The sequence below is a fragment of the Ruegeria sp. BF8 genome (assembly GCF_056538625.1).
The window spans coordinates 197916-219560 of the sequence record NZ_JBQFTL010000001.1 but is presented as its reverse complement, the minus strand read 5'-3'; the positions used below and the strand labels follow the sequence as shown (position 1 = coordinate 219560).

Annotated in this window: 22 protein-coding genes; 7 read left to right on the top strand and 15 right to left on the bottom strand. The window is 64.0% G+C overall.

The annotated features are described in order from the left end of the window. The first annotated feature begins 34 nt into the window (after positions 1-34). Positions 35-1144 carry a pyridoxal phosphate-dependent aminotransferase gene (locus tag ACR0LD_RS01035; protein WP_480635332.1) on the top strand — a complete coding sequence of 370 codons (1110 nt, stop codon included), beginning with the start codon at positions 35-37 and terminating at the stop codon, positions 1142-1144. Here the strand turns inward: ACR0LD_RS01035 and ACR0LD_RS01030 are convergent. The 6 genes from ACR0LD_RS01030 to ACR0LD_RS01005 form a co-directional block, all read right to left on the bottom strand. After that, the gene (locus ACR0LD_RS01030) at positions 1141-2331 is read right to left on the bottom strand and encodes a pyridoxal-phosphate-dependent aminotransferase family protein (protein ID WP_480635331.1); all 1191 of its coding nucleotides are present in this window, start codon (positions 2329-2331) and stop codon (positions 1141-1143) included. The two genes, ACR0LD_RS01035 and ACR0LD_RS01030, sit on opposite strands and share 4 nt — an antisense overlap. A gap of 52 nt (positions 2332-2383) precedes the next feature. Further along, a complete protein-coding gene (eda, locus tag ACR0LD_RS01025; protein ID WP_170358240.1) occupies positions 2384-3019 on the bottom strand; it encodes a bifunctional 4-hydroxy-2-oxoglutarate aldolase/2-dehydro-3-deoxy-phosphogluconate aldolase in 636 nt (211 codons plus the stop codon). A 4-nt stretch (positions 3020-3023) separates the two neighbouring features. Further along, positions 3024-4829, bottom strand: a complete 1806-nt coding sequence (edd, locus tag ACR0LD_RS01020) for a phosphogluconate dehydratase (RefSeq protein ID WP_480635329.1) — start codon at positions 4827-4829, stop codon at positions 3024-3026. A 1-nt stretch (position 4830) separates the two neighbouring features. Beyond that, a complete protein-coding gene (gene zwf / locus ACR0LD_RS01015) occupies positions 4831-6276 on the bottom strand; it encodes a glucose-6-phosphate dehydrogenase (RefSeq protein WP_480635328.1) in 1446 nt (481 codons plus the stop codon). A 146-nt stretch (positions 6277-6422) separates the two neighbouring features. Further along, positions 6423-8666, bottom strand: a complete 2244-nt coding sequence (ptsP, locus tag ACR0LD_RS01010; protein ID WP_480635326.1) for a phosphoenolpyruvate--protein phosphotransferase — start codon at positions 8664-8666, stop codon at positions 6423-6425. A gap of 46 nt (positions 8667-8712) precedes the next feature. Next, on the bottom strand, positions 8713-9951 hold the full coding sequence (locus tag ACR0LD_RS01005) for an aspartate kinase (protein WP_170446888.1): 1239 nt from the start codon (positions 9949-9951) through the stop codon (positions 8713-8715). A gap of 166 nt (positions 9952-10117) precedes the next feature. On the opposite strand from ACR0LD_RS01005, the gene ACR0LD_RS01000 reads away from it, so the two are divergent. Then, positions 10118-10474, top strand: a complete 357-nt coding sequence (locus ACR0LD_RS01000; protein ID WP_480635324.1) for a hypothetical protein — start codon at positions 10118-10120, stop codon at positions 10472-10474. On the opposite strand, the gene ACR0LD_RS00995 is transcribed toward ACR0LD_RS01000, so the two are convergent. The 5 genes from ACR0LD_RS00995 to ACR0LD_RS00975 all read right to left on the bottom strand — a co-directional run bounded on the left by ACR0LD_RS00995 (position 10468) and on the right by ACR0LD_RS00975 (position 13514). Continuing rightward, positions 10468-11106, bottom strand: a complete 639-nt coding sequence (locus ACR0LD_RS00995) for an SDR family oxidoreductase (RefSeq protein ID WP_480635323.1) — start codon at positions 11104-11106, stop codon at positions 10468-10470. The genes ACR0LD_RS01000 and ACR0LD_RS00995 overlap by 7 nt on opposite strands. A 3-nt stretch (positions 11107-11109) precedes the next feature. Further along, complete coding sequence (locus tag ACR0LD_RS00990; RefSeq protein ID WP_480635321.1) at positions 11110-11565, bottom strand: DUF1178 family protein; 456 nt, start codon at positions 11563-11565, stop codon at positions 11110-11112. A gap of 72 nt (positions 11566-11637) precedes the next feature. Next, positions 11638-12102 carry an NUDIX hydrolase gene (locus tag ACR0LD_RS00985; RefSeq protein ID WP_170358225.1) on the bottom strand — a complete coding sequence of 155 codons (465 nt, stop codon included), beginning with the start codon at positions 12100-12102 and terminating at the stop codon, positions 11638-11640. 113 nt (positions 12103-12215) lie between these two features. Continuing rightward, complete coding sequence (locus tag ACR0LD_RS00980; protein WP_170337549.1) at positions 12216-12965, bottom strand: EcsC family protein; 750 nt, start codon at positions 12963-12965, stop codon at positions 12216-12218. Between the two features lie 54 nt (positions 12966-13019). Next, on the bottom strand, positions 13020-13514 hold the full coding sequence (locus ACR0LD_RS00975; protein WP_170509483.1) for a GNAT family N-acetyltransferase: 495 nt from the start codon (positions 13512-13514) through the stop codon (positions 13020-13022). Between the two features lie 72 nt (positions 13515-13586). Here ACR0LD_RS00975 and ACR0LD_RS00970 point away from each other — a divergent pair, with 72 nt between their 5' ends. Next, entirely contained in the window at positions 13587-14192 is a 606-nt protein-coding gene (locus ACR0LD_RS00970) for a flavin reductase family protein (protein WP_170366646.1), read from the top strand. A 57-nt stretch (positions 14193-14249) separates the two neighbouring features. Here ACR0LD_RS00970 and ACR0LD_RS00965 read toward each other — a convergent pair whose 3' ends face one another. Continuing rightward, the gene (locus ACR0LD_RS00965; protein ID WP_170337945.1) at positions 14250-15884 is read right to left on the bottom strand and encodes a SulP family inorganic anion transporter; all 1635 of its coding nucleotides are present in this window, start codon (positions 15882-15884) and stop codon (positions 14250-14252) included. A 216-nt stretch (positions 15885-16100) separates the two neighbouring features. Between ACR0LD_RS00965 and ACR0LD_RS00960 the strand changes: the two genes are divergently transcribed. Continuing rightward, the gene (locus ACR0LD_RS00960; protein ID WP_170366647.1) at positions 16101-16973 is read left to right on the top strand and encodes an S-methyl-5'-thioadenosine phosphorylase; all 873 of its coding nucleotides are present in this window, start codon (positions 16101-16103) and stop codon (positions 16971-16973) included. A 61-nt stretch (positions 16974-17034) separates the two neighbouring features. After that, positions 17035-17664 carry a LysE family translocator gene (locus ACR0LD_RS00955; RefSeq protein WP_040634229.1) on the top strand — a complete coding sequence of 210 codons (630 nt, stop codon included), beginning with the start codon at positions 17035-17037 and terminating at the stop codon, positions 17662-17664. A gap of 6 nt (positions 17665-17670) precedes the next feature. On the opposite strand, the gene ACR0LD_RS00950 is transcribed toward ACR0LD_RS00955, so the two are convergent. Beyond that, a complete protein-coding gene (locus tag ACR0LD_RS00950; protein WP_170337544.1) occupies positions 17671-17853 on the bottom strand; it encodes a hypothetical protein in 183 nt (60 codons plus the stop codon). A 199-nt stretch (positions 17854-18052) separates the two neighbouring features. Between ACR0LD_RS00950 and ACR0LD_RS00945 the strand changes: the two genes are divergently transcribed. Both ACR0LD_RS00945 and ACR0LD_RS00940 read left to right on the top strand, forming a co-directional pair. Beyond that, complete coding sequence (locus tag ACR0LD_RS00945) at positions 18053-18592, top strand: adenine phosphoribosyltransferase (RefSeq protein WP_170337941.1); 540 nt, start codon at positions 18053-18055, stop codon at positions 18590-18592. Positions 18593-18761: 169 nt separating this feature from the next. Further along, positions 18762-19244, top strand: coding sequence for a fasciclin domain-containing protein (locus ACR0LD_RS00940; RefSeq protein ID WP_170337939.1), 483 nt, complete (start codon positions 18762-18764; stop codon positions 19242-19244). A 38-nt stretch (positions 19245-19282) separates the two neighbouring features. Here ACR0LD_RS00940 and ACR0LD_RS00935 read toward each other — a convergent pair whose 3' ends face one another. Together ACR0LD_RS00935 and ACR0LD_RS00930 are read right to left on the bottom strand one after the other, a co-directional pair. Continuing rightward, a complete protein-coding gene (locus ACR0LD_RS00935; protein WP_480635316.1) occupies positions 19283-20701 on the bottom strand; it encodes an FAD-binding oxidoreductase in 1419 nt (472 codons plus the stop codon). Between the two features lie 38 nt (positions 20702-20739). After that, positions 20740-21558: an MBL fold metallo-hydrolase gene (locus ACR0LD_RS00930; RefSeq protein ID WP_170366650.1), complete on the bottom strand. Its 819-nt coding sequence runs from the start codon at positions 21556-21558 to the stop codon at positions 20740-20742. Between the last annotated feature and the right edge of the window lie 87 nt (positions 21559-21645).

Below are 21645 nucleotides of genomic sequence, written 5' to 3'. Positions count from 1 at the left end.
TGCCCCGGCCATGCCCTTGGGATTATCTGCGCCCATGACCGGACCAAGATACACCCCGCTTGCCCAATCCCTGCCCGCAACCGTGCCCTTCGTCGGCCCCGAGACGCAGGAGCGTCAGCGCGGCGCGCCCTTCGTGGCCCGGCTGGGCGCAAACGAGAGCGTGTTCGGCCCCTCGCCCCGCGCGATCGAGGCGATGCGGCAGGCCGCTGACGGCATCTGGATGTATGGCGACCCAGAGAACCACGATCTGCGCCATGCGCTGGCCGATCATCACGGGATCAGCCCCGACAACATCGTGGTCGGCGAAGGCATCGACGGGCTGCTGGGCTATCTGGTGCGCCTGATGGTCGGTCCGGGCGATGCGGTCGTGACCTCGGACGGGGCCTATCCCACCTTCAACTACCACGTCGCGGGCTATGGCGGGACGATCCACAAGGTGCCTTATGCCAACGATCACGAGGACCCGGCCGCCTTGTTCGCCAAGGCAGCCGAGGTCGGCGCCAAGCTGGTCTATCTGGCCAACCCGGACAACCCGATGGGCAGTTGGCATCGCGGCACGGACATCGTCGCGGCGATGGACGCTCTGCCGGACGGCTGTCTGCTGGTTTTGGACGAGGCTTACGTGGAATGCGCGCCCGTCGGCACCGCCGCGCCGGTCGCGGCGGATGATCCGCGCGTGATCCGGATGCGCACCTTTTCCAAGGTCTACGGCATGGCCGGCGCACGGGTCGGCTATGCGATCGGAGCGCCCGGGTTGATCTCGGCCTTCAACAAGGTGCGCAACCATTTCGGCATGAACCGCATGGCGCAGGCCGGGGCGCTGGCCGCCCTGCACGATCAGGACTGGCTGACGCAGGTTCAGACACAGATCGCCTCGGCCCGCGACCGGATCGTCGCGATTGCGCGTGACAACGGGCTGAGCCCGCTGCCCTCGGCCACCAATTTCGTGGCAATCGACTGTGGGCGCGACGGAGCATTTGCCAAGGCGGTGCTGGAGGCGCTGGTGGCGCAAGGGATCTTCGTGCGGATGCCATTTGCAGCCCCGCAGAACCGCTGCATCCGCGTCAGTTGCGGCACCGAAGCCGACCTGAACGCCTTTGCCGCCGCCCTGCCGCAGGCGCTGGCGGCAGCGCGCAGCGCCTAGCCCGCCAGAACCCCCGCCGCAGCCTCGAGCGCGCCGGACCCGCGTGGGATCTCCAACGCGGCCATGGCGGTTTCGATGCCGCCCAGCAGACCCATGACCATGTGCCCGTTCAGATGGCCCATGTGGCCCAGCCGGAAACATGACTCCTCGTCCGCCATGCCCAGCCCGATGCCAAGGGTCAAGCCCAGGTGCCGCTCGGTATAGCTGCGCAGGGGCGTGCCGCGACCCTCGGTCAAGCGCAGAGCGGTGACGGCATGGCTGCGATGCGTGCGATCGCCGACGTTCAGGTGCAGCGCCCCGGCCTCAGCCCACTTCTCGCAGGCGGCCCAGACGGCATGGGCCAGCCGCGCATGGCGGGCCCAAACCTGCTCAATCCCATCGGCATGGATCAGATCCAGGGCGGCGCGCAGACCATACAGGTGGTGCGTCGGCGCGGTGCCGCCGAAATACTGATAGAACCAGTCGGGCTCTGATCGTGGCTGCCAGTCCCAATAGGCCGAAACCCGCGGCATCGCGGCCCGTTTGGCCTTGGCCCGGTCGTTGAAGAACACGAAGGACATGCCCGCAGGGGTCATCAGCCCCTTCTGGCAGGCGGTGACCATGACATCGACGCCCCAGTCATCCATTTCGAACCGGTCGCAGCCCAGAGAAGCGATGCAATCCGCCATCAGCAATGCCGGGTGGTTCAGGTCGTCCAATAGCGCCCGCAGCGCCGGAATGTCGTTGCGGATCGAGCTGGACGTGTCCACGTGCACCGCAAGAACCGCCTTGATCCGGTGGTCGGCATCAGCCCGCAGGGCCTGCGCGATCCGGTCCATATCCCACGGGTCGGAGGGGCCGAAATCGATCAACTCGACCTTGACGCCCAGACGCTCGGCCATTTCCGCCCAGCCATGGGTGAACCGCCCCGAAGCCGGAGCCAGCACGGTTTCCCCCGGCGCCAGAACGTTGGACAGCGCCGCCTCCCACGCGCCGTGGCCGTTGGCGATGTAGATCGCCACCTCGTGCCGGGTACGGGCCACGCGGCGCAGGTCGGCCGTCAGGTCGGGCATCATCTCGACCAGTTCACCGGCATAGATATTGGGCGACGGGCGGTGCATCGCCTGCAGCACCGCGTCCGGAATCACGGAAGGGCCCGGAATGGCCAGATAATTTCGCCCTTGGGCGAAGGAAATACTGTCTGTCATGTCGATCAACCTGCCTGTAATGGCGCCCACCCTAGCGCCCGGCCCGGCAAGGTCAATCCATCAGGGCGGCCGCCTCACGCGCAAGGGCTTCGATCCCCGCCCAGTCGCCCTGCGCCACCATCTGTTTCGGCGCGACCCAACTGCCGCCCGCGCAGATCACGTTGGGCAGGGACAGGTAGTCGCGCGCGTTGGCGGGCGACACGCCGCCCGTCGGGCAGAAGGTGATCTGCGGCAGCGGCGCGCCGATCGCCTTGAGCGCAGGCGCCCCGCCCGAGGCTTCGGCCGGGAAGAACTTCAGCATGTCATAGCCCTGCTCGAGCAGGCGCATCGCCTCGGTCGCGGTGGCCGCGCCGGGCAGCAGCGGCAGGCCCTCGGCCTCGCAGGCGGCGATCAGGGCATCGGTGGCCCCGGGCGATACGCCGAACTGCGCGCCCGCCTCTTTTGCGGCGCGGACATCGTCGGGCGTGACCAGCGTGCCGGCCCCCACGACCCCGCCGGGCACCTGCACCATGGCGCGGATCGCGTCCAGCGCCGCGGGCGTGCGCAAGGTTACTTCGAGCGCGGGCAGGCCACCGGCCACCAGTGCCTCGGCCAGCGGGCGGGCATGGGCGGCGTCATCGACGACCAGAACCGGGACGATGGGCGCCAATGCGCAGATCTCGCGGGTACGTTGGGTTTTTGCGGACATAGGTTCAGGCTCCGAAAATGCTGGCACCGGCATCGGCCGAGCCGACGGCGTTGCGGAACGTGGTGAACAGGTCGCGGCCCACCCCGTATTGATGCGCCGAAAGATCGGCGGTGGCGACGGGGCGCTCCAGCACACCGGGGGTCAGGATTTCAAGCTGGCCCCGCACCGCATCGACCCGCAGCAGGTCGCCATCGCGCAGCTTGGCGACCGGGCCACCATCCAGCGCCTCGGGGCAGACATGGATCGCCGCGGGCACTTTGCCCGAGGCCCCAGACATGCGGCCATCGGTCACCAGCGCCACCTTCTGCCCGCGCCCCTGCAGGATCGACAGGATCGGGGTCAGCGAGTGCAGTTCGGGCATACCATTGGCCTTGGGTCCCTGAAAGCGGACCACGACGATGACATCATCGGTGAACTCGCCCGCCTTGAACGCGGCCTTGACCTCGTCCTGGTCGTGGAAGACGCGAACCGGGGCCTCGACCACCTGGTGTTCGGGGGCCACGGCCGAGACCTTCATCACTCCGGTGCCCAGATTTCCGCTCAGGCGCGACAGGCCGCCGGTGGGCTGGAACGGGTCATTGGCCGGGCGCAGGATCTTTTCGTTCAGGCTGTGGCCTGCGCCGTCCTGCCAGACCAGCGCGCCATCGATCAGCTTGGGTTCCTGCGTGTAATGATGCAACCCTTGCCCCGCCACGGTCAGAGTGTCGGGATGCAGCAGCCCTTCGTCCAGCAGCGTGCCGATGGTGTACCCCAGCCCGCCTGCGGCGTGGAAATGGTTCACGTCCGCCAACCCGTTGGGATAGACCCGCGCGACCAGGGGCACGACGCCCGAGATGTCCGAGAAATCCTGCCAGTCCAGCACGATGCCCCCGGCACGGGCCATGGCGATCAGGTGGATCAGCAGGTTGGTCGAGCCACCCGTGGCCATCAGCCCCACGATACCGTTCACGAAGGCGCGTTCGTCGAGGATCTGGCACCCTGGCGTGTAATTGTTACCCAGCGCGCTGAGCGACAGGGCACGGCGGGCGCCCTCCTCGGTCAACGCATCGCGCAGCGGCGTGTTGGGGTTGACGAAGCTGGAGCCCGGCAGGTGCAGGCCCATGAACTCCATCAACATCTGGTTGGTGTTGGCGGTGCCGTAGAAGGTGCAGGTGCCCGGCCCATGATAGGCGGCCATCTCGGCGGCCATCAGTTCTTCGCGCGTGGCTTCGCCGGCGGCGAATTTCTGGCGCACCTTGGCCTTTTCGTCGTTGGACAGGCCGCTGGTCATCGGGCCGGCGGGCAGGAACACCGCCGGCAGGTGGCCAAAGCTCTGCGCCGCGATCACCAGCCCCGGCACGATCTTGTCGCAGACCCCCAAAAACACCGCCGCGTCAAAGGTATTGTGGCTGAGCGCCACCGCCGCTGCCAGCGCGATCACGTCGCGCGAGAACAGCGACAGCTCCATCCCGGCCTCGCCTTGCGTGACCCCGTCGCACATGGCCGGAACCCCGCCCGCGACCTGCGCGGTGCCGCCCGCGGCACGGGCCGCGCGGCGGATCAGTTCGGGATAGCGCTCGAACGGCTGATGCGCCGACAGCATGTCGTTATAGGCGGTGACGATGCCGAGATTGCCCACGCTGGTCGTGGCCATCGTCTGCTGATCGGCCCCTGCCCCGGCATAGGCATGGGCCTGTCCGCTGCACGACAGATGCGCGCGCGCCGGCCCTTCGGACCGAGCCTGCTCCATCCGCTGCAGATAGGTGCGGCGGGGATCGGCGCTGCGCTCGATTATCCTTTGGGTGACATCGGTGATGACGTTGTGAACCATCTCAACCTCCGATCTGGCGCCAGCGGCGCCCGTCGCGATGCATCAGCATCAATGCGTCTTCCGGGCCGGAACTGCCCTGATCATAGCGCGAGGGGCGGTCGCCGCGCTCTTCCCAGCCCTTGATGATGGGATCGACCCAGGCCCAGGCGGCCTCGACCTCGTCGCCGCGCATGAACAGGGTCTGGTCGCCACGGATCACGTCCATCACCAGCCGCTCATAGGCGTCCTGCGCGCGCACATCGGCACCCAGCGCCTCGGCAAAGCTCATGTCCAGCGCCACGTCCGTCAGGCGGAAGCCGCCCGGGCCGGGATCCTTGATCGTGGTGCGCAGGGTGATGCCCTCGTCAGGCTGCAGGCGGATCACCAGAACGTTGCCGTGCAGCGGGCCGACATTGGGAAAGATCGTGTGCGGCGGGTCGCGGAAAAACACCGCGATTTCGGATTCCCGCGCGCGCAGACGCTTGCCCGTGCGCAGATAGAACGGAACCCCCGACCAGCGCCAGTTGCCCACGCGCACCTTCAGCGCGATGTAGCTTTCGGTCAGGCTGTGGGGGTTGCCCACATGATCGACATAGCCGTCGCCGCCCTTGTCCGCCCGGTACTGGCCGCGGGCGATGTCGGTCGGGGCGACAGGTTCCAGTGCCTCGATCACCTTGACCTTTTCACTGCGCACCGCGTTGGGCGAGAAGGTCGAGGGCGGCTCCATCGCAGTCAGGCACAAAAGTTGCACCAGGTGGTTCTGCACCATGTCCCGCATCGCGCCGGACTGGTCGTAATAGGCACCACGTCCTTCGACCCCGACGGTTTCGGCCACGGTGATCTGGACATGATCCACATGGGTCGCGTTCCACAGCGGTTCGAAAAGCGAGTTGGCAAAGCGCAGCGCCATCAGGTTCTGCACCGTTTCCTTGCCCAGGTAATGGTCGATCCGATAGATCTGATGTTCTTCGAAACAGGCGCCGAGACCTTCGTTCAGCGCCTTGGCCGAGGCCAGATCATGGCCGAAAGGTTTCTCGACCACGATGCGGCTGTCGGGCGTGGCCAGCCCGTGATCATGCAGGCGCTGCGCGATGCCGGGAAACAGTTTCGGACCGACCGACAGGTAATAGGCGCGCACCACGTCAGGGCGCAGCGACTTGGCCAGCTTGTCCCAGCCGTTTTCGCCAAGCGCATCGACCGGCACGTATTCGACCCGGGCCAGAAACCGATCCAGCACGTCCTTTTTGAACGACGGCGCGAATTCCTTCATCGACTTTCGCACCTGCGCGCGGAACCCGTCATTGTCCATATCCGACCGCGCGGTCCCGATGATGCGCGCATCTTCGGGCATCTGCCCCACTTCGAACCGATGGTAGAGGCCCGGCAGGATCTTGCGCTGGGCCAGATCTCCGGTCGCGCCGAACAGGACCAGATCGAACGGATCTACCGGGATTACGCGTGAAACCATGGCTGGCTCCCTTCTTCGGACAATCCGGCGCGGTCTGCAGCCAGACACCCTGTTACCGCTAACATTCGTGGCTTGGATAGAAAGACCAAGCCCAAAAAGCAAGCCCGGATTTCGGAATCGGGCCTTTTTTCGCGGTCATCATGGCCTCAGCCGTTGTCGCGCAGATACTCCATGATCGCCGGGCGCACCGATTGTTCGCCGCGATGGCGGGCGTCGGCGATGATCTTGCGGACATCCTGCAGGTTGGACCGCAACAACAGGCTTTTGACCGGGCCGATCGAGGCCGGGCGCATCGACAGGGTGCGGATACCCATCGCCGCCAGGCACAGTGCCTCGATCGGGCGGCCGGCATCCTCGCCGCAGAAACTCAGCGGCGTGTCGGAAATTCCGCACCGTTCGACGATGCGCTCGATCAGGCTGAGGAAGCTGACATTCAGCGTGTCATAGCGGCGGCGCACCAGCTCGTTTTCACGGTCGGCGGCGAAGAAGAACTGTTTCAGGTCGTTGCCGCCGATCGAGATGAAATCGACCTCGTCAAAGAACTTCTGGGGGGCGAAGGCCAATGATGGTGTTTCCAGCATCGCCCCAACTTCCAGCGTTTCCGGCAGCACATGACCCAAGCGCTTTTCGCGCTCCAGCGTCTTGTTCACTTCCCAACGGGCCTCGCGGTATTCGTCGGCCTGGGCGACAAACGGGAACATGACCGTCAGAGGACGGCCATCCGCCGCGCGCAACAGGGCCTGCAGCTGCATCCGCATCACGCCGCGCTTGTCCAGGCCCACGCGAATGGCGCGCCAACCCAGCGCCGGGTTGGGCTCGGCGACATGTTTCATGTAGGGCAGCACCTTGTCCGACCCGATATCCAGCGTGCGGAATACCACGCGCTTGCCATCGGCCGAATCCAGAACGCGCTTGTACTGCGCCACCAGTTCCGACCGTTTGGGCATCTGGTTGCGGATCAGGAACTGCAATTCGGTGCGGAACAGGCCTACGCCCTCGGCCCCGGACGTCTTGAGCGACGGCAAGTCGGCCATCAGGCCGGCATTCATCACCAGATTGATCCGCTCGCCATCCTTTGTCACGGTCGGGGTTTCGCGGATCGAGGCATAGCGTTTCTGCGCCTCGGCCTGCATGGCCATCTTGTCGCGGAAGGCGCTGACGACGGTATCCTCGGGGCGCAGATGCACGACGCCCTCATCCCCGTCGACCAGAATATGGTCGCCGTTCAAAGCCTCGGTCGTGATCCGGCCCACATGTACCACCAGCGGGATGGCCAGAGCGCGGGCGACGATGGTGGCATGACTACCGACCGAGCCCTCCTCGAGCACGACACCTTTCAGCGAACGGCCATATTCCAGCAGGTCACCCGGGCCGATATTCCTCGCCACCAGGATCGGATCGGGCGGCAGTTCTTTACCGTTCGACCCGCCCTGCCCTGTCAGAATGCGCAGCAGACGGTTGGACAGATCGTCCAGATCCGCCAGACGCTCGCGCAGATAAGGGTCGGTGACCTGGCTCATCCGGGCGCGGGCCTGCGACTGCTCCTTTTCCACCGCCGCCTCGGCGCTGAGACCGCGGGCGATGTCCTCTTCCATCCGGCGCATCCAGCCCTTGGAATTGGCGAACATCCGGTAGGCTTCCAGAACCTGCAGCTGTTCCGTGTCGCCGCCCCGCGAGATTTCAAGCATCTTGTCGACGCCCACGCGCAGCTCTTCGACCGCCTCGTTCAGCCGCTCCAGCTCGCGATGTGGATCGTCGGCGATCGGGTTGGTGACGACGACACGCGGCTCATGCAGCCAGACATGCCCCTCGGCCGAGCCCTCCTGTGCCGGGCCACCGCGCAGCAATATGGATTGCTGATGCAACGGTGAAAGGGCGGCACCTTCGCCCACAAACGCACCCAATTCGGCCATTTCAGCAAGGACCATTGCCACGACTTCAAGCGCATAGACCTCATCCGCGGAAAATTCGCGTTGAGCGCGGGACTGGACCACAAGAACCCCAAGCTTCTGCCCCAGCCGCTGAATGGGCACGCCCAGGAACGACGAAAAACGCTCCTCGCCTGTTTCCGGCATGTACTGGAAACCTTTCTCGGAGGGCGCATCGGCGGCGTTGACGACCTTGCCGAACTTGGCCACCCGGCCAACGAGACCTTCCCCCAGACGCATGCGGGTCTGGTGCACGGCCTCGGGGGCAAGACCTTCGGTGGCACACAGCTCTAGGGTTTCGTCGTCGCGGAACAGATAGATCGAGCACACCTCGCACCGCATGCTGTCGGCGATCAGGTGAGTGATCCGGTCAAGACGCTCCTGACCGGCAGCCTCGCTTGCCATCTCCTCGCGCAGCCGCCCCAGCAGCTTGCGGGATTCTGTTTCCATTCCGTCTGCCATCGCCCGATCTACTCTGCGGTGTCAGGCGGGACCTTGGCCGAGATGCTCAGGCCGCCTTTTCCAGTTCAAAGGCATCATGCAGCGCCTGAACGGCAAGTTCCATGTATTTCCGGTCGACGAGGACGGAAATTTTGATCTCGGAGGTTGTAATGACCTTGATGTTGATCCCCTCATCCGAGAGTACCTTGAACATCTTGGCCGCCACGCCCGACTGCGAGCGCATGCCGATGCCCACCACCGAAACCTTGGCCACATCGGTGTCGGCGACCAGCTCGGCATAGTTCAACTCGCCACGCTCCTTGACTGCCAACAGCGCCTTTTCGGCGCGCGCCACCTGGTTGGTGGGGCAGGAAAAGGTCATGTCCGTGCGCCCCTCGTCCGAGATGTTTTGCACGATCATGTCGACGTTGATCCCCTCATCGCTGAGCGCGTTGAAGATGATCGCGGCGATGCCGGGGCGGTCGGCGACCGACACGACGGTCATCTTGGCCTCGTCCCGCGAATAGGCCACACCCGAGACTACATTGGATTCCATGATTTCCTCCTCGTCGACGACCAGGGTTCCGGCCTCGTCGGACTGTTCCTCGAAGCTTGAGAGAACACGCAGTTTCACCTTGTACCGCATCGCCAGCTCGACCGAGCGGGTCTGCAGCACCTTGGCCCCCAACGAGGCCAGTTCGAGCATTTCCTCGAACGAGATCTTGTCCAGCTTGCGCGCCTTCTCGCAGATGCGCGGATCGGTGGTATAGACGCCGTCCACATCCGTGTAGATGTCGCAGCGTTCGGCGTCGAAGGCGGCGGCAAAAGCCACGGCAGTGGTGTCCGAACCGCCCCGGCCCAGCGTGGTGATCCGCCCTTCAGGGCTGAGACCCTGAAAGCCGGCCACCACGGCGACCTTCATGCCCTCGCCGAATTTCTGGTTGATGTTGTCGGTCGGAATGTCCAGGATCCGCGCCGCCGAATGGGCGCCGTCGGTCAGCAGCGGCACCTGCCAGCCCTGCCAACTGCGGGCGGGGATGTCCATTTCCTGCAGCGTCAGCGCCATCAGGCCGGCGGTGACATTCTCGCCCGAGGATACGACGGCATCATATTCGCGCGCGTCATACAGCGGCGAGATCTCGTCGACCCAGCCCACCAGCTCGTTGGTCTTGCCCGACATGGCCGACACGATGACGATGACGTCATAGCCCTTGGCCACTTCGACGCCGATGCGCTTGGCCGCGCGGCGGATGCGGTCGAGGTTGGCGACGGATGTGCCGCCGAATTTCATCACGAGTACGGGCATGGGGGCAAATGTCTCCGCGCCTTGGATTTCCGGTCCCGAGCGTCTTATGCGAGGCAACACGCAAGAGCAAGGGCACATAGAACGGCAGGACACTGCAGCGCAACGCTTTACAAGGACTGGCAGCAATGTCAGCGTATCGTCAAGGATTTAAACCATGAGGAATATCATGCTGCGTTTTGTTTTCGCCGGTGCGCTGATGTCCGGCCCGGCTCTGGCCCAGGTGGCTTCACTGTCCGGAACGGACGGCCAGAACGCGTTGGGAACGGTCCCCTGCGCCGCGTTGGCGGGCCAGCCGTTGAAAAATTGCCCTGCCGAGTTGCGGCGCAAGGATGATGGCACTGCAACCCTGGCGGTTCAGTTGGATACTGGGGAAGTACGCCGCATCTATTTCACCGATGGAAAGCCGGATTCCAGCAGTTCGACGTCGAAGATCACTTCGGAAACGCGGGGCGAAATTCTGGTGATCTTCATCGATCCCGGTGAAGTCTACGAGATCCCCACGGCAGCGCTTGCCGCTCAGTAAGGATGTGCCTGCCCGTCCCAGGTTTCAAAGCAGCCGGTGGAGTCCAGGCTCAGTGCATCGAAACGCTCGGTCAACCCGGCAACGGCCTGTGACACGGTGATGTCGGCAGCCTGACCGCCCATGTCCGTCTGCACCCATCCCGGGTGATAAATGCCGACGGCGATGCCATCGTCCTTGAGATCCACCGCCAGGTTGCGCCCAAGGTTCAGCACAGCCGCCTTGGAGGCCCGATAGATATAGCTGCCCCCGGGCGCCCGCGTGTGCGAGGCCATCTGCGACGAAATGATCGCGATCTTTCCGCGCGCCGCACGCAAATTGGGCAACAAGGCCTGAATGGTCAGAAACACCCCGGTGACGTTGGCCGCAAAGGTCTGGTCCCACATCTCGGCCGGGTAGCCGTCGATTGTCTGGCCTTTGTCCAGATAGACACCTGCGTTGCAGATCAACAGATCTACAGGCTGGCCATCCAACTTGCGCGCCATCTGCGCCTGTTGCGCCGGGTCGGTAACGTCCAGACGAATATCGGCGGAATCGTCCCGTGCGGTGCCGGTGACAGTATCGCCGCGGCCACGATAGAATTCAGCAAGAGCACGCCCAATGCCGCGATTGGCGCCGGTGATAACAAGATGCACGGTTCAGTTCGTCTTTCGGCTTGGAATGAACGGCAGAGGGGCCACCGGAACCCCATCTTCGATCAGGGCCTTGGCCTCTTCCGGCTTGGCCTCGCCATAGATGGCGCGCTCCGGGGCCTCGCCCAGATGTATCTTGCGGGCCTCGCGCGCAAATTCGCGGCCGACATAATCGGAATTCGCCTCGACCTTGGCGCGCAGGGCGTTCAGAACACGCTCTATCTCGGCCTTGGTCGGTTGGCGCTGGGCTTCGGGTTGATCACTGTTCTCCGCGCGCGGCATTGCAGCAGACGAGCGCGCAGACTGGACCCGCGGCGTCATGATCGCCTTTTCGACCTGGGTGCTGCCGCAAGTCGCGCAAGAGACCATTCCAGCCTTGGACAGCTTGTCGTAAGCGTCCGCAGACTGGAACCAACTGTCAAACGCGTGACCATTGCAGCATTTCAGTGAATATTGAATCATCTGTCGCCCAAAATGTCGGTGGGCCAATAGATACTGACAGACATGGCAATATCAAGTCTTTACAGAGGCGGTTCAATGAGGATTGAGCGCATTTGACAGCAACAGCCCGGAAAGCCCGCCGATCGAAACCGCTTGTGCTGCTTTTTCCGGCAGCATCCATCTACGCCGCCGCTCGGCGACTTCGGGGAACCGATCCGCCGTCTTGGCAACAAGCAACGGGTAGACATCAACGACGCATGTCACCCGCCCCAGATCCCGGTGGTGTTTGTCGAAAGAGAACTGTCCGATACTGCGCGTCTCACAACGGCCTGTCACACCGGCCTCTTCCCAGGCCTCCTGCGCTGCGGTCTCAGACCCGCTTAGGCCGTCGATCATGCGGCCTTTGGGGATGATCCACCGCCCCGACCCCCGGGTCGTGATCAACAATATCTCAGGCACCCCGCGCCGAAGCCGGTAGCATAGAGCCGCAGACTGCGGCAGAACCGGAAATGCCCCGGTTTCGGACAGAATGTCTGGTGACAGCCCTGCGCTTTTCACGCTGCCCCGCCTCTTGTTTTGTTCTTCTTGCCTGTTTTCGGCCACTTATCTTGCGGGCCGATTAGGTGCAGGATACCACATCCTGCGGTTCTGTCCAATTTTGAAACTGTGGGTCAGGCCAACATGCGACGTTGCAGACGCTGCACAAGCTCGTCATGCGGAATATCGGCATCGATCGCCAGACGCCGCAGGCCGAAATGCACACGGGCAATCTGCTGATAGTACCGGGCGTAGAGGTAGTTCGCGCCGCCTCCGGCCAAGGCCCCCAATACCGGAACGGTCTGTGCCGCCAGTTTCTGCCCCAAAACGACCGACAACCTCGGAGCGACAGCAGCAATGATCTTTTGCAGAGCGGGGCCCGTCACGGTCAGTCGGACCGAAAAGAACCCCATGTCTGCGCCGTCGTCATGCGCCAAGGGACCTGCCGCCGACAAAACGCGGATGCAATCGAACTGCACGTTCCTTGCCGAGGGGTCAAAACCTTCACGCGATGCGGCGCCCTGTATTGCGCGCAACAACATGGCCGTGGTCGCCGGAAGCTCGATCAACGCCGTCGTCAGGCCGCCAGCCCCACCCGCGGCGCCCATCGTGGTCGATATGGCGGTGTTGACCCATGGCTTCTGGTCGGGAACCGCGCGGCGCGATCCGTCAGCGGCACGAACTGCAAGCCACAAGGCCTGCTCGGTTGCACCGGTCAGCCCATCGCGCACCGAACCGGGCAGCTGTTCCAGCAGCGACTCAGCCGATCCGCCCAGACGATTGAGCAGCCGGATACCGCTGCCGCCCGCGCTGCGGTAGTGGCTTGCCAGCCGGTCCAACTCAGCGTCGGGGTCGATTTCTCCGACGAGAACGACGTCATTCATTCGGTGTCCTCCTGACCCTGAAACATTGGCATTTCACAGCGCCGTTTCAATAGATCAGCGCGTCCAGCGGGTCACCGAACCACTCACTCCGTGCCAGGCGCCGGGTGCCAAATCCAGCCCGAGTACCCGATCCGGGTTGGTTGGCGGTGGCATCTCAACACCCTCGAGCCGGGCAAACCCAAAGCGTGAATAATAGGGCGCGTCACCGACCAGCATGACCCGGTCCCACCCTTGGGCCCGCCCGGCTTCGATACCTTCGTGGATCAGAAAACCACCCAAACCTTCCCCCTGGTGGGTCGGGTGAACCGCAACGGGTCCCAGCAAAAGCGCGTCGTGTGCGCCAACATGAACCGGCCAGAATCGGATGGCCCCAGCCAAGATGCCCTGCCCGTCACGGGCAGTCATCGACAGGCCCGGCACTGGCGGAACATCGTCGCGCAAGCGGTAAGACGACAACGCCTCGCGCCCCGGTGCAAAACACAGGTCGTAGAGGGCTTCGACTTCCCACCAATCCTCCGGCTCTTCCGGCCTGATCCCGAACTGCTGCACCGCGGCCCTCTTTTCGACTCTGGCAATCGCCCTAGCACTTCGCTAGGCCTTGAGCAAACGCTTGGAGATCAGATGTTCTATCGCCCCGAAGACGGTCACGGATTGCCGCACAACCCGTTCAACGCCATCATCACGCCGCGCCCGATCGGATGGATCTCGACCCGCGGCGCGGACGGAATCAACAATCTGGCGCCCTATTCGTTCTTCAACGGGGTCGCCTATACGCCGCCGCAGGTGATGTTTGCCTCCACCGGGACAAAGCACGACCAGGACGGCGGAAAGGACAGCATCGCCAATATCGAGGCGACCGGCGTCTTTTGCGTCAACGTGGTGGCCCACGCCCATCGGGACGCGATGAACGCAAGCTCGGCCAGCCTTCCGAAAGAGGTGGACGAGTTCGCCCACGCCGGCCTGACATCGGTGGAATGCAAAACCATCCCATGCGCCCGCATCGAGGGCGCCCCTGCCGCGCTGGAATGTAAACTGACCCAGATCGTCACGCTGCCCGGCGAAGCCAACCGGGTGGTTTTCGGAGAAGTCGTCGGCGTGCACCTGCGCGATGATTGCCTGAAGGACGGCAAGTTCGACGTCACCACCTTTCAACCCTTGTCGCGGCTTGGGTATCGCGACTACTCGGTGGTGACGGAGTTGTTTTCCCTCAATCGTCCAGACGATTGAGCCGGGTTTGGGGGCTCTGCCCCCGCCGCGCGGTGCGAGGCACAGCCTCGCATTTCCTCAGTGGCCGCCCAGAATGCCGGTTCGAACAGAATAGTCGACCGCAAGGCCGTAGTCCGGGTCATCGTCGCTGTCGACCATCAGGTGACCCGCTTTCTTGAGCAGCTTGTGGCAATCCCGGCTGAGATGGCGCAGCATGACGCGCTTGCCTGCCGCCTCATATTTCGCAGCGATGTTTTCGATGGCCTGCAGGGCAGATTGGTCGACCACGCGGCTGTCGGCGAAGTCCACGATCACCGTTTCCGGGTCGTTCTGGACATCGAACAGTTCGACAAACCCCTCAGACGAGCCGAAGAACAGCGGCCCCTTGATCTCGTAGACCTTGGCGCCTTTCTCGGTTTCCGAGTCGCGGGTGACCGCGTGGATGCGCTTGGCGTTGTTCCAGGCATAGGCCAGCGCCGAAACGATCACGCCGACCACGACGGCCACAGCGAGGTCTTCCATCACGGTGACGACGGTGACCAGAACGATGACGAAGGCATCCGTCAGCGGCACCTTGCGCAGGATGTTGAACGAATTCCAGGCGAACGTGCCGATCACCACCATGAACATCACGCCAACCAGCGCGGCCAGCGGGATTTGTTCGATCAGGGGTGAGCCGACAAGGATAAACACCAGCAGGAACAGCGCGGCAGCGATCCCCGCGATGCGCGTACGGCCGCCGGATTTCACGTTGATCATCGACTGCCCGATCATCGCACAGCCGCCCATGCCGCCAAAGAACCCGGTCACGACGTTGGCGGTGCCCTGCGCGATGCATTCCTGCGACGCACCACCGCGCTTGCCGGTGATCTCGCCCACCAGGTTCAGCGTAAGCAGAGATTCGATCAGGCCGATGGCGGCCAGGATGACGGCGTAGGGCAGAATGATCTCAAACGTCTCCCAGGTCAGCGGAACCATGGGGATGTGGAATTTCGGCAGGCCGCCCTCGATCGAGGCCAGGTCTCCGACGCGCGGGACATCCAGCCCCATGCCGATCACCAGCGCAGCCACCACGACGATGCCCGCCAGCGGCGCTGGCACAATGCGCGTGATGCGCGGCATCACCCAGATCACCGCCATGGTCAGCGCGACCAGCCCCAGCATCGTATAGAGTTGCATCCCGGACAGCCATTCACCACCGCTCATGCCGTGGCCGGTGTTTTCCATGGTGCCCGGCACCTTGAACTGGCCCAGTTGCGCCAGAAAGATCACGATCGCCAGGCCGTTGACAAAGCCCAGCATCACCGGATGCGGCACCAGGCGGATGAACCGGCCCCAATGCATGGCCCCCGCGATAATCTGCAGGATGCCCATCAAAACCACTGTGGCGAACAGGTATTCGACCCCGTGCTGCGCCACCAGCGCCACCATGACGACCGCCAGCGCACCGGTTGCGCCCGAGATCATACCCGGACGACCCCCGATCAGCGCGGTGATCAGCCCCACGAGGAACGCCGCATACAGGCCTACCAGCGGGTGAACCCCGGCGACGAAAGCAAAGGCCACCGCTTCGGGCACCAGGGCCAGGGCGACGGTCAGGCCCGACAAAAGCTCGATCCGCAGGCGGGCGGGGGTCAGCTTTTCGTCCGGCATCCAGCTCAGATCGGGAATGGCGAGGCGATTGGCAAAGCTTGCCAGCAAGGCTCGGGGCATGAATTGGTCCTGTGGGTCAGAATGTTCGCGCGAAGGCGGTCGTATACCCGCCTTCGGCGCTGTCTGCTAGCCCATCGATGGCAGGCTGTCATGCAAAAACTGCAAGGCGACGCCCCTTGTGGCGCCTGTGCGGCGCAATAACACCGGCAAGCCTTGCCAAATGCCCGACAAGCCCGCAGAAATTCCCTCAGGCAGGTATCGCAGCGGAGAACGAACGTGGCCCAGACAAAAATTGCCGTCATCGGCGGATCGGGAATTTATGACATCGACGGGCTGGAAACGCCGCAATGGGTTACCGTGGAAACGCCTTGGGGCGCGCCGTCCGACCAGATCCTGACCGGGACACTGGACGGCATCGAGATGGCCTTTCTGCCCCGCCACGGGCGCGGGCATGTGCATTCGCCGACCGAGGTGCCCTATCGTGCCAATATCGACGCGCTGAAACGGCTGGGGGTGACCGATGTGATCTCGGTTTCGGCCTGCGGCTCCTTCCGCGAACACATGGCGCCGGGCGATTTCGTGGTCGTCGATCAGTTCATCGACCGCACCTTCGCCCGCGAGAAAAGCTTTTTCGGCACCGGCTGCGTCGCCCATGTCAGCGTGGCCCATCCGACCTGCCCGCGCGTGGGCGATGCCTGTGAATCCGCCGCCCGGGCGGCCGGCATCACCGTGCACCGTGGCGGCACCTATCTGGCGATGGAAGGGCCGCAATTCTCGACGCTGGCGGAATCGAAGATGTACCGCGAGCAGTGGGGCTGCGACGTGATCGGCATGACCAACATGCCCGAGGCCAAACTGGCCCGCGAGGCCGAGCTTTGCTATGCCTCGGTGGCGATGGTCACCGACTATGACAGCTGGCACCCCGATCACGGCGAAGTGGACGTGACCGCTATCATCGCGACGCTGACCGGCAACGCCGAGAAGGCGCGCGCCTTGGTCAAAGGCCTGCCCGCCATGCTGGGAGCGGACCGCGCGCCCTGCCCGCATGGCTGCGATCTTGCGCTGGACCACGCGATTTTGACGGCCCCGGAAAAGCGCGACCCGCAAGTGCTGGCCAAGCTGGATGCGGTGGCGGGCCGGGTATTGTAGGCGTCCTTGACGGCCTCGTGTTTTCTTAGGCTAGCTGCTGCGGATTTGACGGAGTTGGATGATGGATTTTGAACTTTGGCTGGCCTTTGTCGCAGCCTCGACCGCCCTTCTGCTGATCCCGGGACCGACGGTTCTGCTGGTGCTCAGCTATGCGCTGTCCAAAGGGCGCAGCGTGGCCGTGGCCTCGGCCACGGGGGTTGCGCTGGGGGACCTGATCGCTATGACCGCCTCGTTGCTGGGGCTTGGGGCGCTGGTGCTGGCGTCGGCCACGTTGTTTTCGGTGCTGAAATGGGTGGGCGCCGCCTATCTGGTCTGGCTGGGCATCAAGCTGCTGCGCAGTGCGCCGTCCGGCGGGATGCAGGCGGTGGCCACCGGGCGCGACGTCACCGCGCGCGGCGTGTTCGGCCATGCGGCCGCCGTTACTGCCCTGAACCCGAAATCCATCGCCTTCTTCATTGCCTTCGTGCCGCAATTCCTGCGCCCGGCCGAGCCGTTGGGCCCGCAATTCGCAATTTTGATCGCCACTTTCGTTGGGTTGGCCGGGCTGAACGCGCTGGCCTATGCGCTGCTGGCCGATCGGCTGCGCCGCGTAATCGGCCGCCCCGGCATCATCACCGGCATGACCCGTTTCGGAGGGTTGACCCTGATCGGAATGGGCGTGGCCACGGCGGTACTGCGCCGCCCGGCCTGAAAGCAGTCAGGTCCCGGCGTTCTCGGCCATGAACGCGCGAATGAACTTGCGGATCTCGCGCGCGGCCGAGGTGTCGAGATCGCGGCACAGCGCAACGAACGCGTCGCGTTCGTCCTTGTCCAGGCGCAGAACCAGCTGGCTGTTCTTTTTGGTGGATCCCTTGAGGTCGGCCTTGGCCACGGCTGTCATCCTTGTTCTGGGCCTGCATCAGCGCGTGGCACCTTGTATAGACAAAGCGCATCGCTTGTCGATACCCACAGCCCCCAAGGGCGGGTGGTCCCGGCGCATCTGTTCCGCAGCAAATACGCGCAGGAAGGCAGCCGTGGCTTGCATGACTGGCCGTGATACGCCAAACACCGCCGTGTTTTGACGCAAGAAGGGTTGCCCCATGTCCAGAAGCAAAACGGTCAAGGATTACATTCGGACCATCGTCGATTTTCCCCACGAAGGGATCATGTTCCGCGACGTGACGACCCTGTTTGCGGACCCCCGCGGGTTTCGCATGGCCATCGACCAGATGCTGCACCCCTATGCCGGCGAGCGCATCGACAAGGTCGTGGGGCTCGAGGCGCGCGGCTTCATCCTGGGCGGCGCGATCGCTCACCAGCTGAGCGTGGGCTTCGTTCCGATCCGCAAGAAGGGCAAGCTGCCGGGCACCACGATCAGCGAGGAGTACAAGCTGGAATACGGCGAAGCCATCGTCGAGATCCACGATGACGCGATCCAGCCCGGTGAAAAGGTTCTGGTCGTCGATGACCTGCTGGCCACCGGCGGCACTGCCGCGGCAGGCATCAAGCTGATCGAACGTCTGGGCGGCGAGATTGTCAGCTGCGCCTTCATCATCGACCTGCCCGAGCTGGGTGGCCGGAAGGTGCTGGAGGAGATGGGCATGGACGTCCATGTCCTGTGCGAATTCGAAGGGCTGTGAACAGACAATGGTCACGATTTCGTGACTTGCCGCTGGAAATGCCGCGCGCTTAGCGCGGCGTTGTTCGTTTTCCAGTCGGTTTTTTGCCCCCGACGCATGATCTCCTTCCGGCATGTCACCGTATCGCCCCTGATGTCGCCGATGACATCCTCAACAAGGGAAGTAGATCATGTTTCGCAAATTCGCTGTTGCCGGTGTCGCCAGTATCCTGTTTTCGACCGCTGCCATGGCCGACGGCCACGGCAAGGACATTGTGGACACCGCTGTCGGAGCCGGCAGCTTCAACACTCTGGTCGCAGCCGTGCAGGCTGCCGAGTTAGTTGACACGCTGAAGGGCGAAGGCCCATTCACCGTTTTCGCGCCCACGGATGAAGCCTTTGCTGCTCTGCCCGAAGGCACCGTGGAAACGCTGCTGAAGCCCGAGAACAAGGATCAGCTTGTTGCGATCCTCACCTATCACGTGGTTCCGGGCAAAGTGATGTCGGGTGATCTGTCCGACGACATGACCGCCGCCACCGTTCAGGGTGGAGAGATCACAATCGATCTCGACAACGGTGTCATGGTCAATGACGCAAATGTCGTTCAGGCAGATATCGAAACCAGCAATGGCGTGATCCACGTCATCGACAAGGTTATCCTGCCAGCGTCGTAAACGACGCGCAGCTGCGGCCCGGAGCGTTCGGGCCGCACTCACACAGCTGACAGGACGGCGCCGGGGTTCATGATCCCGAGCGGGTCCAAGGCGGCCTTGATGGCGCGCATGGCCGACAGTTTGGCTGGATCACCATAGCGTTCCAGATCACCGGTCTTCAGACGGCCCACCCCGTGCTCGGCACTGACCGATCCTTCAAATTCATGCACCAGGTCATGGACCGCGCGCTTGATCGCGGCGCGCCGGTCATTGAACGCGTCCCGGTCGTGGCCTTTGGGCGGGAAGACGTTGTAGTGCAGGTTGCCGTCCCCAAGATGACCAAAGCAGTTCACCCGGAACGGCCCGAGGGCCGCAATCGCCTCGCCGCCTTGGCGAATGAAGTCGGGGATGCGCGAAATCGGAACCGAGATATCGTGGCTGGACACCGAACCGATCAGCCGGTTCGCCTCGGGGATGCGTTCGCGCACTGACCACAGCCCGTCGCGCTGCGCGGCGCTTTGGGCGATGACGCCGTCCGACACCTGACCACGGGCTTCGGCAGCGACGAACAAGGACTCCAGCGCCGCCTCGGGCTCGTGCCCGGCCGGCAATCCCAGCTCGATCAGGACCGACCAGTCCGGCGGTGTGTCAAAGGGTTGCCGCACGTCCGGCAAGACCTCGGCCAGAAAATCCAGCCCCTGCTTGTGGATCAGTTCGAACGCGCTGACGGTTTCGCCCAAATGGTCGCGGGCCAGGGCCAGCAGGTCGATCGCCGCTTCGGGGCTGGTGACCTGAAAGATCGCCGTGCCCAGCCCGGCAGGACGGGGGAACAGCTTGAGCGAGGCGGCGGTGATGACCCCCAGCGTGCCCTCGGACCCGATCAGCAGGTTGCGCAGGTCATAGCCCGTGTTGTCCTTGCGCAGCCGCCCCAGACCGTGCCAGATCTCCCCGCTGGGCAGAACCGCCTCGAGCCCCAGGCACAGATCCCGCGCATTGCCATAGCGCAGGACGTTGACGCCCCCGGCATTGGTAGCGAGGTTCCCCCCGATCCGGCAGGACCCCTGCGCCGCGAGCGACAGCGGAAACAGCCGGTTGGCCGTCTCGGCCGAGGCCTGAATGTCGGCCAGCACAGCACCGGCCTCGGCGATCAGGATGTTTTCGGTCGGGTAGACGGCCCGGATCGCGCGCATCCGCTCGAGCGACAGGATCAGGGGCGCGGGGCCATTGGCCATGACCTGTCCGCCCACAAGACCGGTGCCGCCGCCGTATGGCACCACCGGCACACGGGCCTCGGACGCCAAACGCACCAAGGCTGCGACCTCCTCAACCGTGCGGGGCAAGGCCAGCAGACCCGCCTGCCCGGCGAAGCGGCGGCGCGGCTCTTCCAGATAGCGCGGCTCGACCGGGCGCAGAACATCGTCACCCAGGCGGGCGCGGATGGTTTCGGCAAAGGTTTCATCGGCAGGGTTCAAATGCATACCCTCTGCATGCCCAAGCCCGAGGCGCACGGCAAGGCTTATTCCAATTCCATAAGGTATCGCGGCTCGAGCACCACCACCGTCGGGCGGTCCGGCAGGGTCCGCAGCGATACTTCGATTTCCGAAACCCCGTCCCGGCGCACCGGGAAATCGGATCGGATATCGGCCAGGAACCGGTCCAGCGAATATCCCGAGAACCAATGCATCGGAATGATGACCGAACTTTTCAGCCGCTGCAGCACCGAGATCATCTCGGGCAAGGGCATGGTCGTGCCACCGTCCACCGCCGCCATGACCACGTCCAGCCGCCCAAGGGCCGCGAACTGCTCGTCGCTGGGGATGTGGTGCAGATGCCCCAGATGGCCGATGCAAAGACCTTCGACCTCGAACACGAAGATCGAGTTTCCGCGCTCTTCCACCCCGCCATAAGCGGACCGGATGTCGGTCGATACGTTGCGCACCAGCAATTCGCCCAGGTCGAGGTGGTGTTCGATGCCCTGCCCGAACTCGCCCCAACCCGGCAGCACATGCGGGATGGCCGGGTCGGGATAGGCGGTCCAATGGGTGTCATGGGCGTGGTTCATCGTCACGATGTCGGGAATCAGATCCGCGCCGCCGATGAAGCCGGTATAGTCGGTCACGGCATTCAGCCCGCCGGATGTCTGGATCAGAAAGGACGCATGCGCGACATAGCTGATCCGGACCGAGAATTCGGGCACCGGATCCTGCCACGCCGCCTTGTGCAGATACTGGATTCCAGGGGTGTTCTGGGCGATGGCGATGCAATGGCTTGGCCGACGCTCCTGCGCCGCCGCCGTCCCTGCCAGCAAGATCAGACCCGCCAAAACACTCCGCATGATCGGAAGTCTAGCGCATCGGCGCCTCGAGTCACGTCACTGGGCCCAAATTTCGGAAACAGTCCCGCCCACATCAGGTCCGAACGG

What these genes read in the sequence shown, in the direction of transcription:
- ACR0LD_RS01035 (WP_480635332.1), top strand. Translation starts at nt 35, where the DNA reads ATGACCGGACCAAGATACACCCCGCTTGCCCAATCCCTGCCCGCAACC.
- ACR0LD_RS01030 (WP_480635331.1), bottom strand. Translation starts at nt 2,331, where the DNA reads ATGACAGACAGTATTTCCTTCGCCCAAGGGCGAAATTATCTGGCCATT.
- eda (WP_170358240.1), bottom strand. Translation starts at nt 3,019, where the DNA reads ATGTCCGCAAAAACCCAACGTACCCGCGAGATCTGCGCATTGGCGCCC.
- edd (WP_480635329.1), bottom strand. Translation starts at nt 4,829, where the DNA reads ATGGTTCACAACGTCATCACCGATGTCACCCAAAGGATAATCGAGCGC.
- zwf (WP_480635328.1), bottom strand. Translation starts at nt 6,276, where the DNA reads ATGGTTTCACGCGTAATCCCGGTAGATCCGTTCGATCTGGTCCTGTTC.
- ptsP (WP_480635326.1), bottom strand. Translation starts at nt 8,666, where the DNA reads ATGGCAGACGGAATGGAAACAGAATCCCGCAAGCTGCTGGGGCGGCTG.
- ACR0LD_RS01005 (WP_170446888.1), bottom strand. Translation starts at nt 9,951, where the DNA reads ATGCCCGTACTCGTGATGAAATTCGGCGGCACATCCGTCGCCAACCTC.
- ACR0LD_RS01000 (WP_480635324.1), top strand. Translation starts at nt 10,118, where the DNA reads ATGCTGCGTTTTGTTTTCGCCGGTGCGCTGATGTCCGGCCCGGCTCTG.
- ACR0LD_RS00990 (WP_480635321.1), bottom strand. Translation starts at nt 11,565, where the DNA reads ATGATTCAATATTCACTGAAATGCTGCAATGGTCACGCGTTTGACAGT.
- ACR0LD_RS00980 (WP_170337549.1), bottom strand. Translation starts at nt 12,965, where the DNA reads ATGAATGACGTCGTTCTCGTCGGAGAAATCGACCCCGACGCTGAGTTG.
- ACR0LD_RS00970 (WP_170366646.1), top strand. Translation starts at nt 13,587, where the DNA reads ATGTTCTATCGCCCCGAAGACGGTCACGGATTGCCGCACAACCCGTTC.
- ACR0LD_RS00965 (WP_170337945.1), bottom strand. Translation starts at nt 15,884, where the DNA reads ATGCCCCGAGCCTTGCTGGCAAGCTTTGCCAATCGCCTCGCCATTCCC.
- ACR0LD_RS00955 (WP_040634229.1), top strand. Translation starts at nt 17,035, where the DNA reads ATGGATTTTGAACTTTGGCTGGCCTTTGTCGCAGCCTCGACCGCCCTT.
- ACR0LD_RS00950 (WP_170337544.1), bottom strand. Translation starts at nt 17,853, where the DNA reads ATGACAGCCGTGGCCAAGGCCGACCTCAAGGGATCCACCAAAAAGAAC.
- ACR0LD_RS00945 (WP_170337941.1), top strand. Translation starts at nt 18,053, where the DNA reads ATGTCCAGAAGCAAAACGGTCAAGGATTACATTCGGACCATCGTCGAT.
- ACR0LD_RS00940 (WP_170337939.1), top strand. Translation starts at nt 18,762, where the DNA reads ATGTTTCGCAAATTCGCTGTTGCCGGTGTCGCCAGTATCCTGTTTTCG.
- ACR0LD_RS00935 (WP_480635316.1), bottom strand. Translation starts at nt 20,701, where the DNA reads ATGCATTTGAACCCTGCCGATGAAACCTTTGCCGAAACCATCCGCGCC.
- ACR0LD_RS00930 (WP_170366650.1), bottom strand. Translation starts at nt 21,558, where the DNA reads ATGCGGAGTGTTTTGGCGGGTCTGATCTTGCTGGCAGGGACGGCGGCG.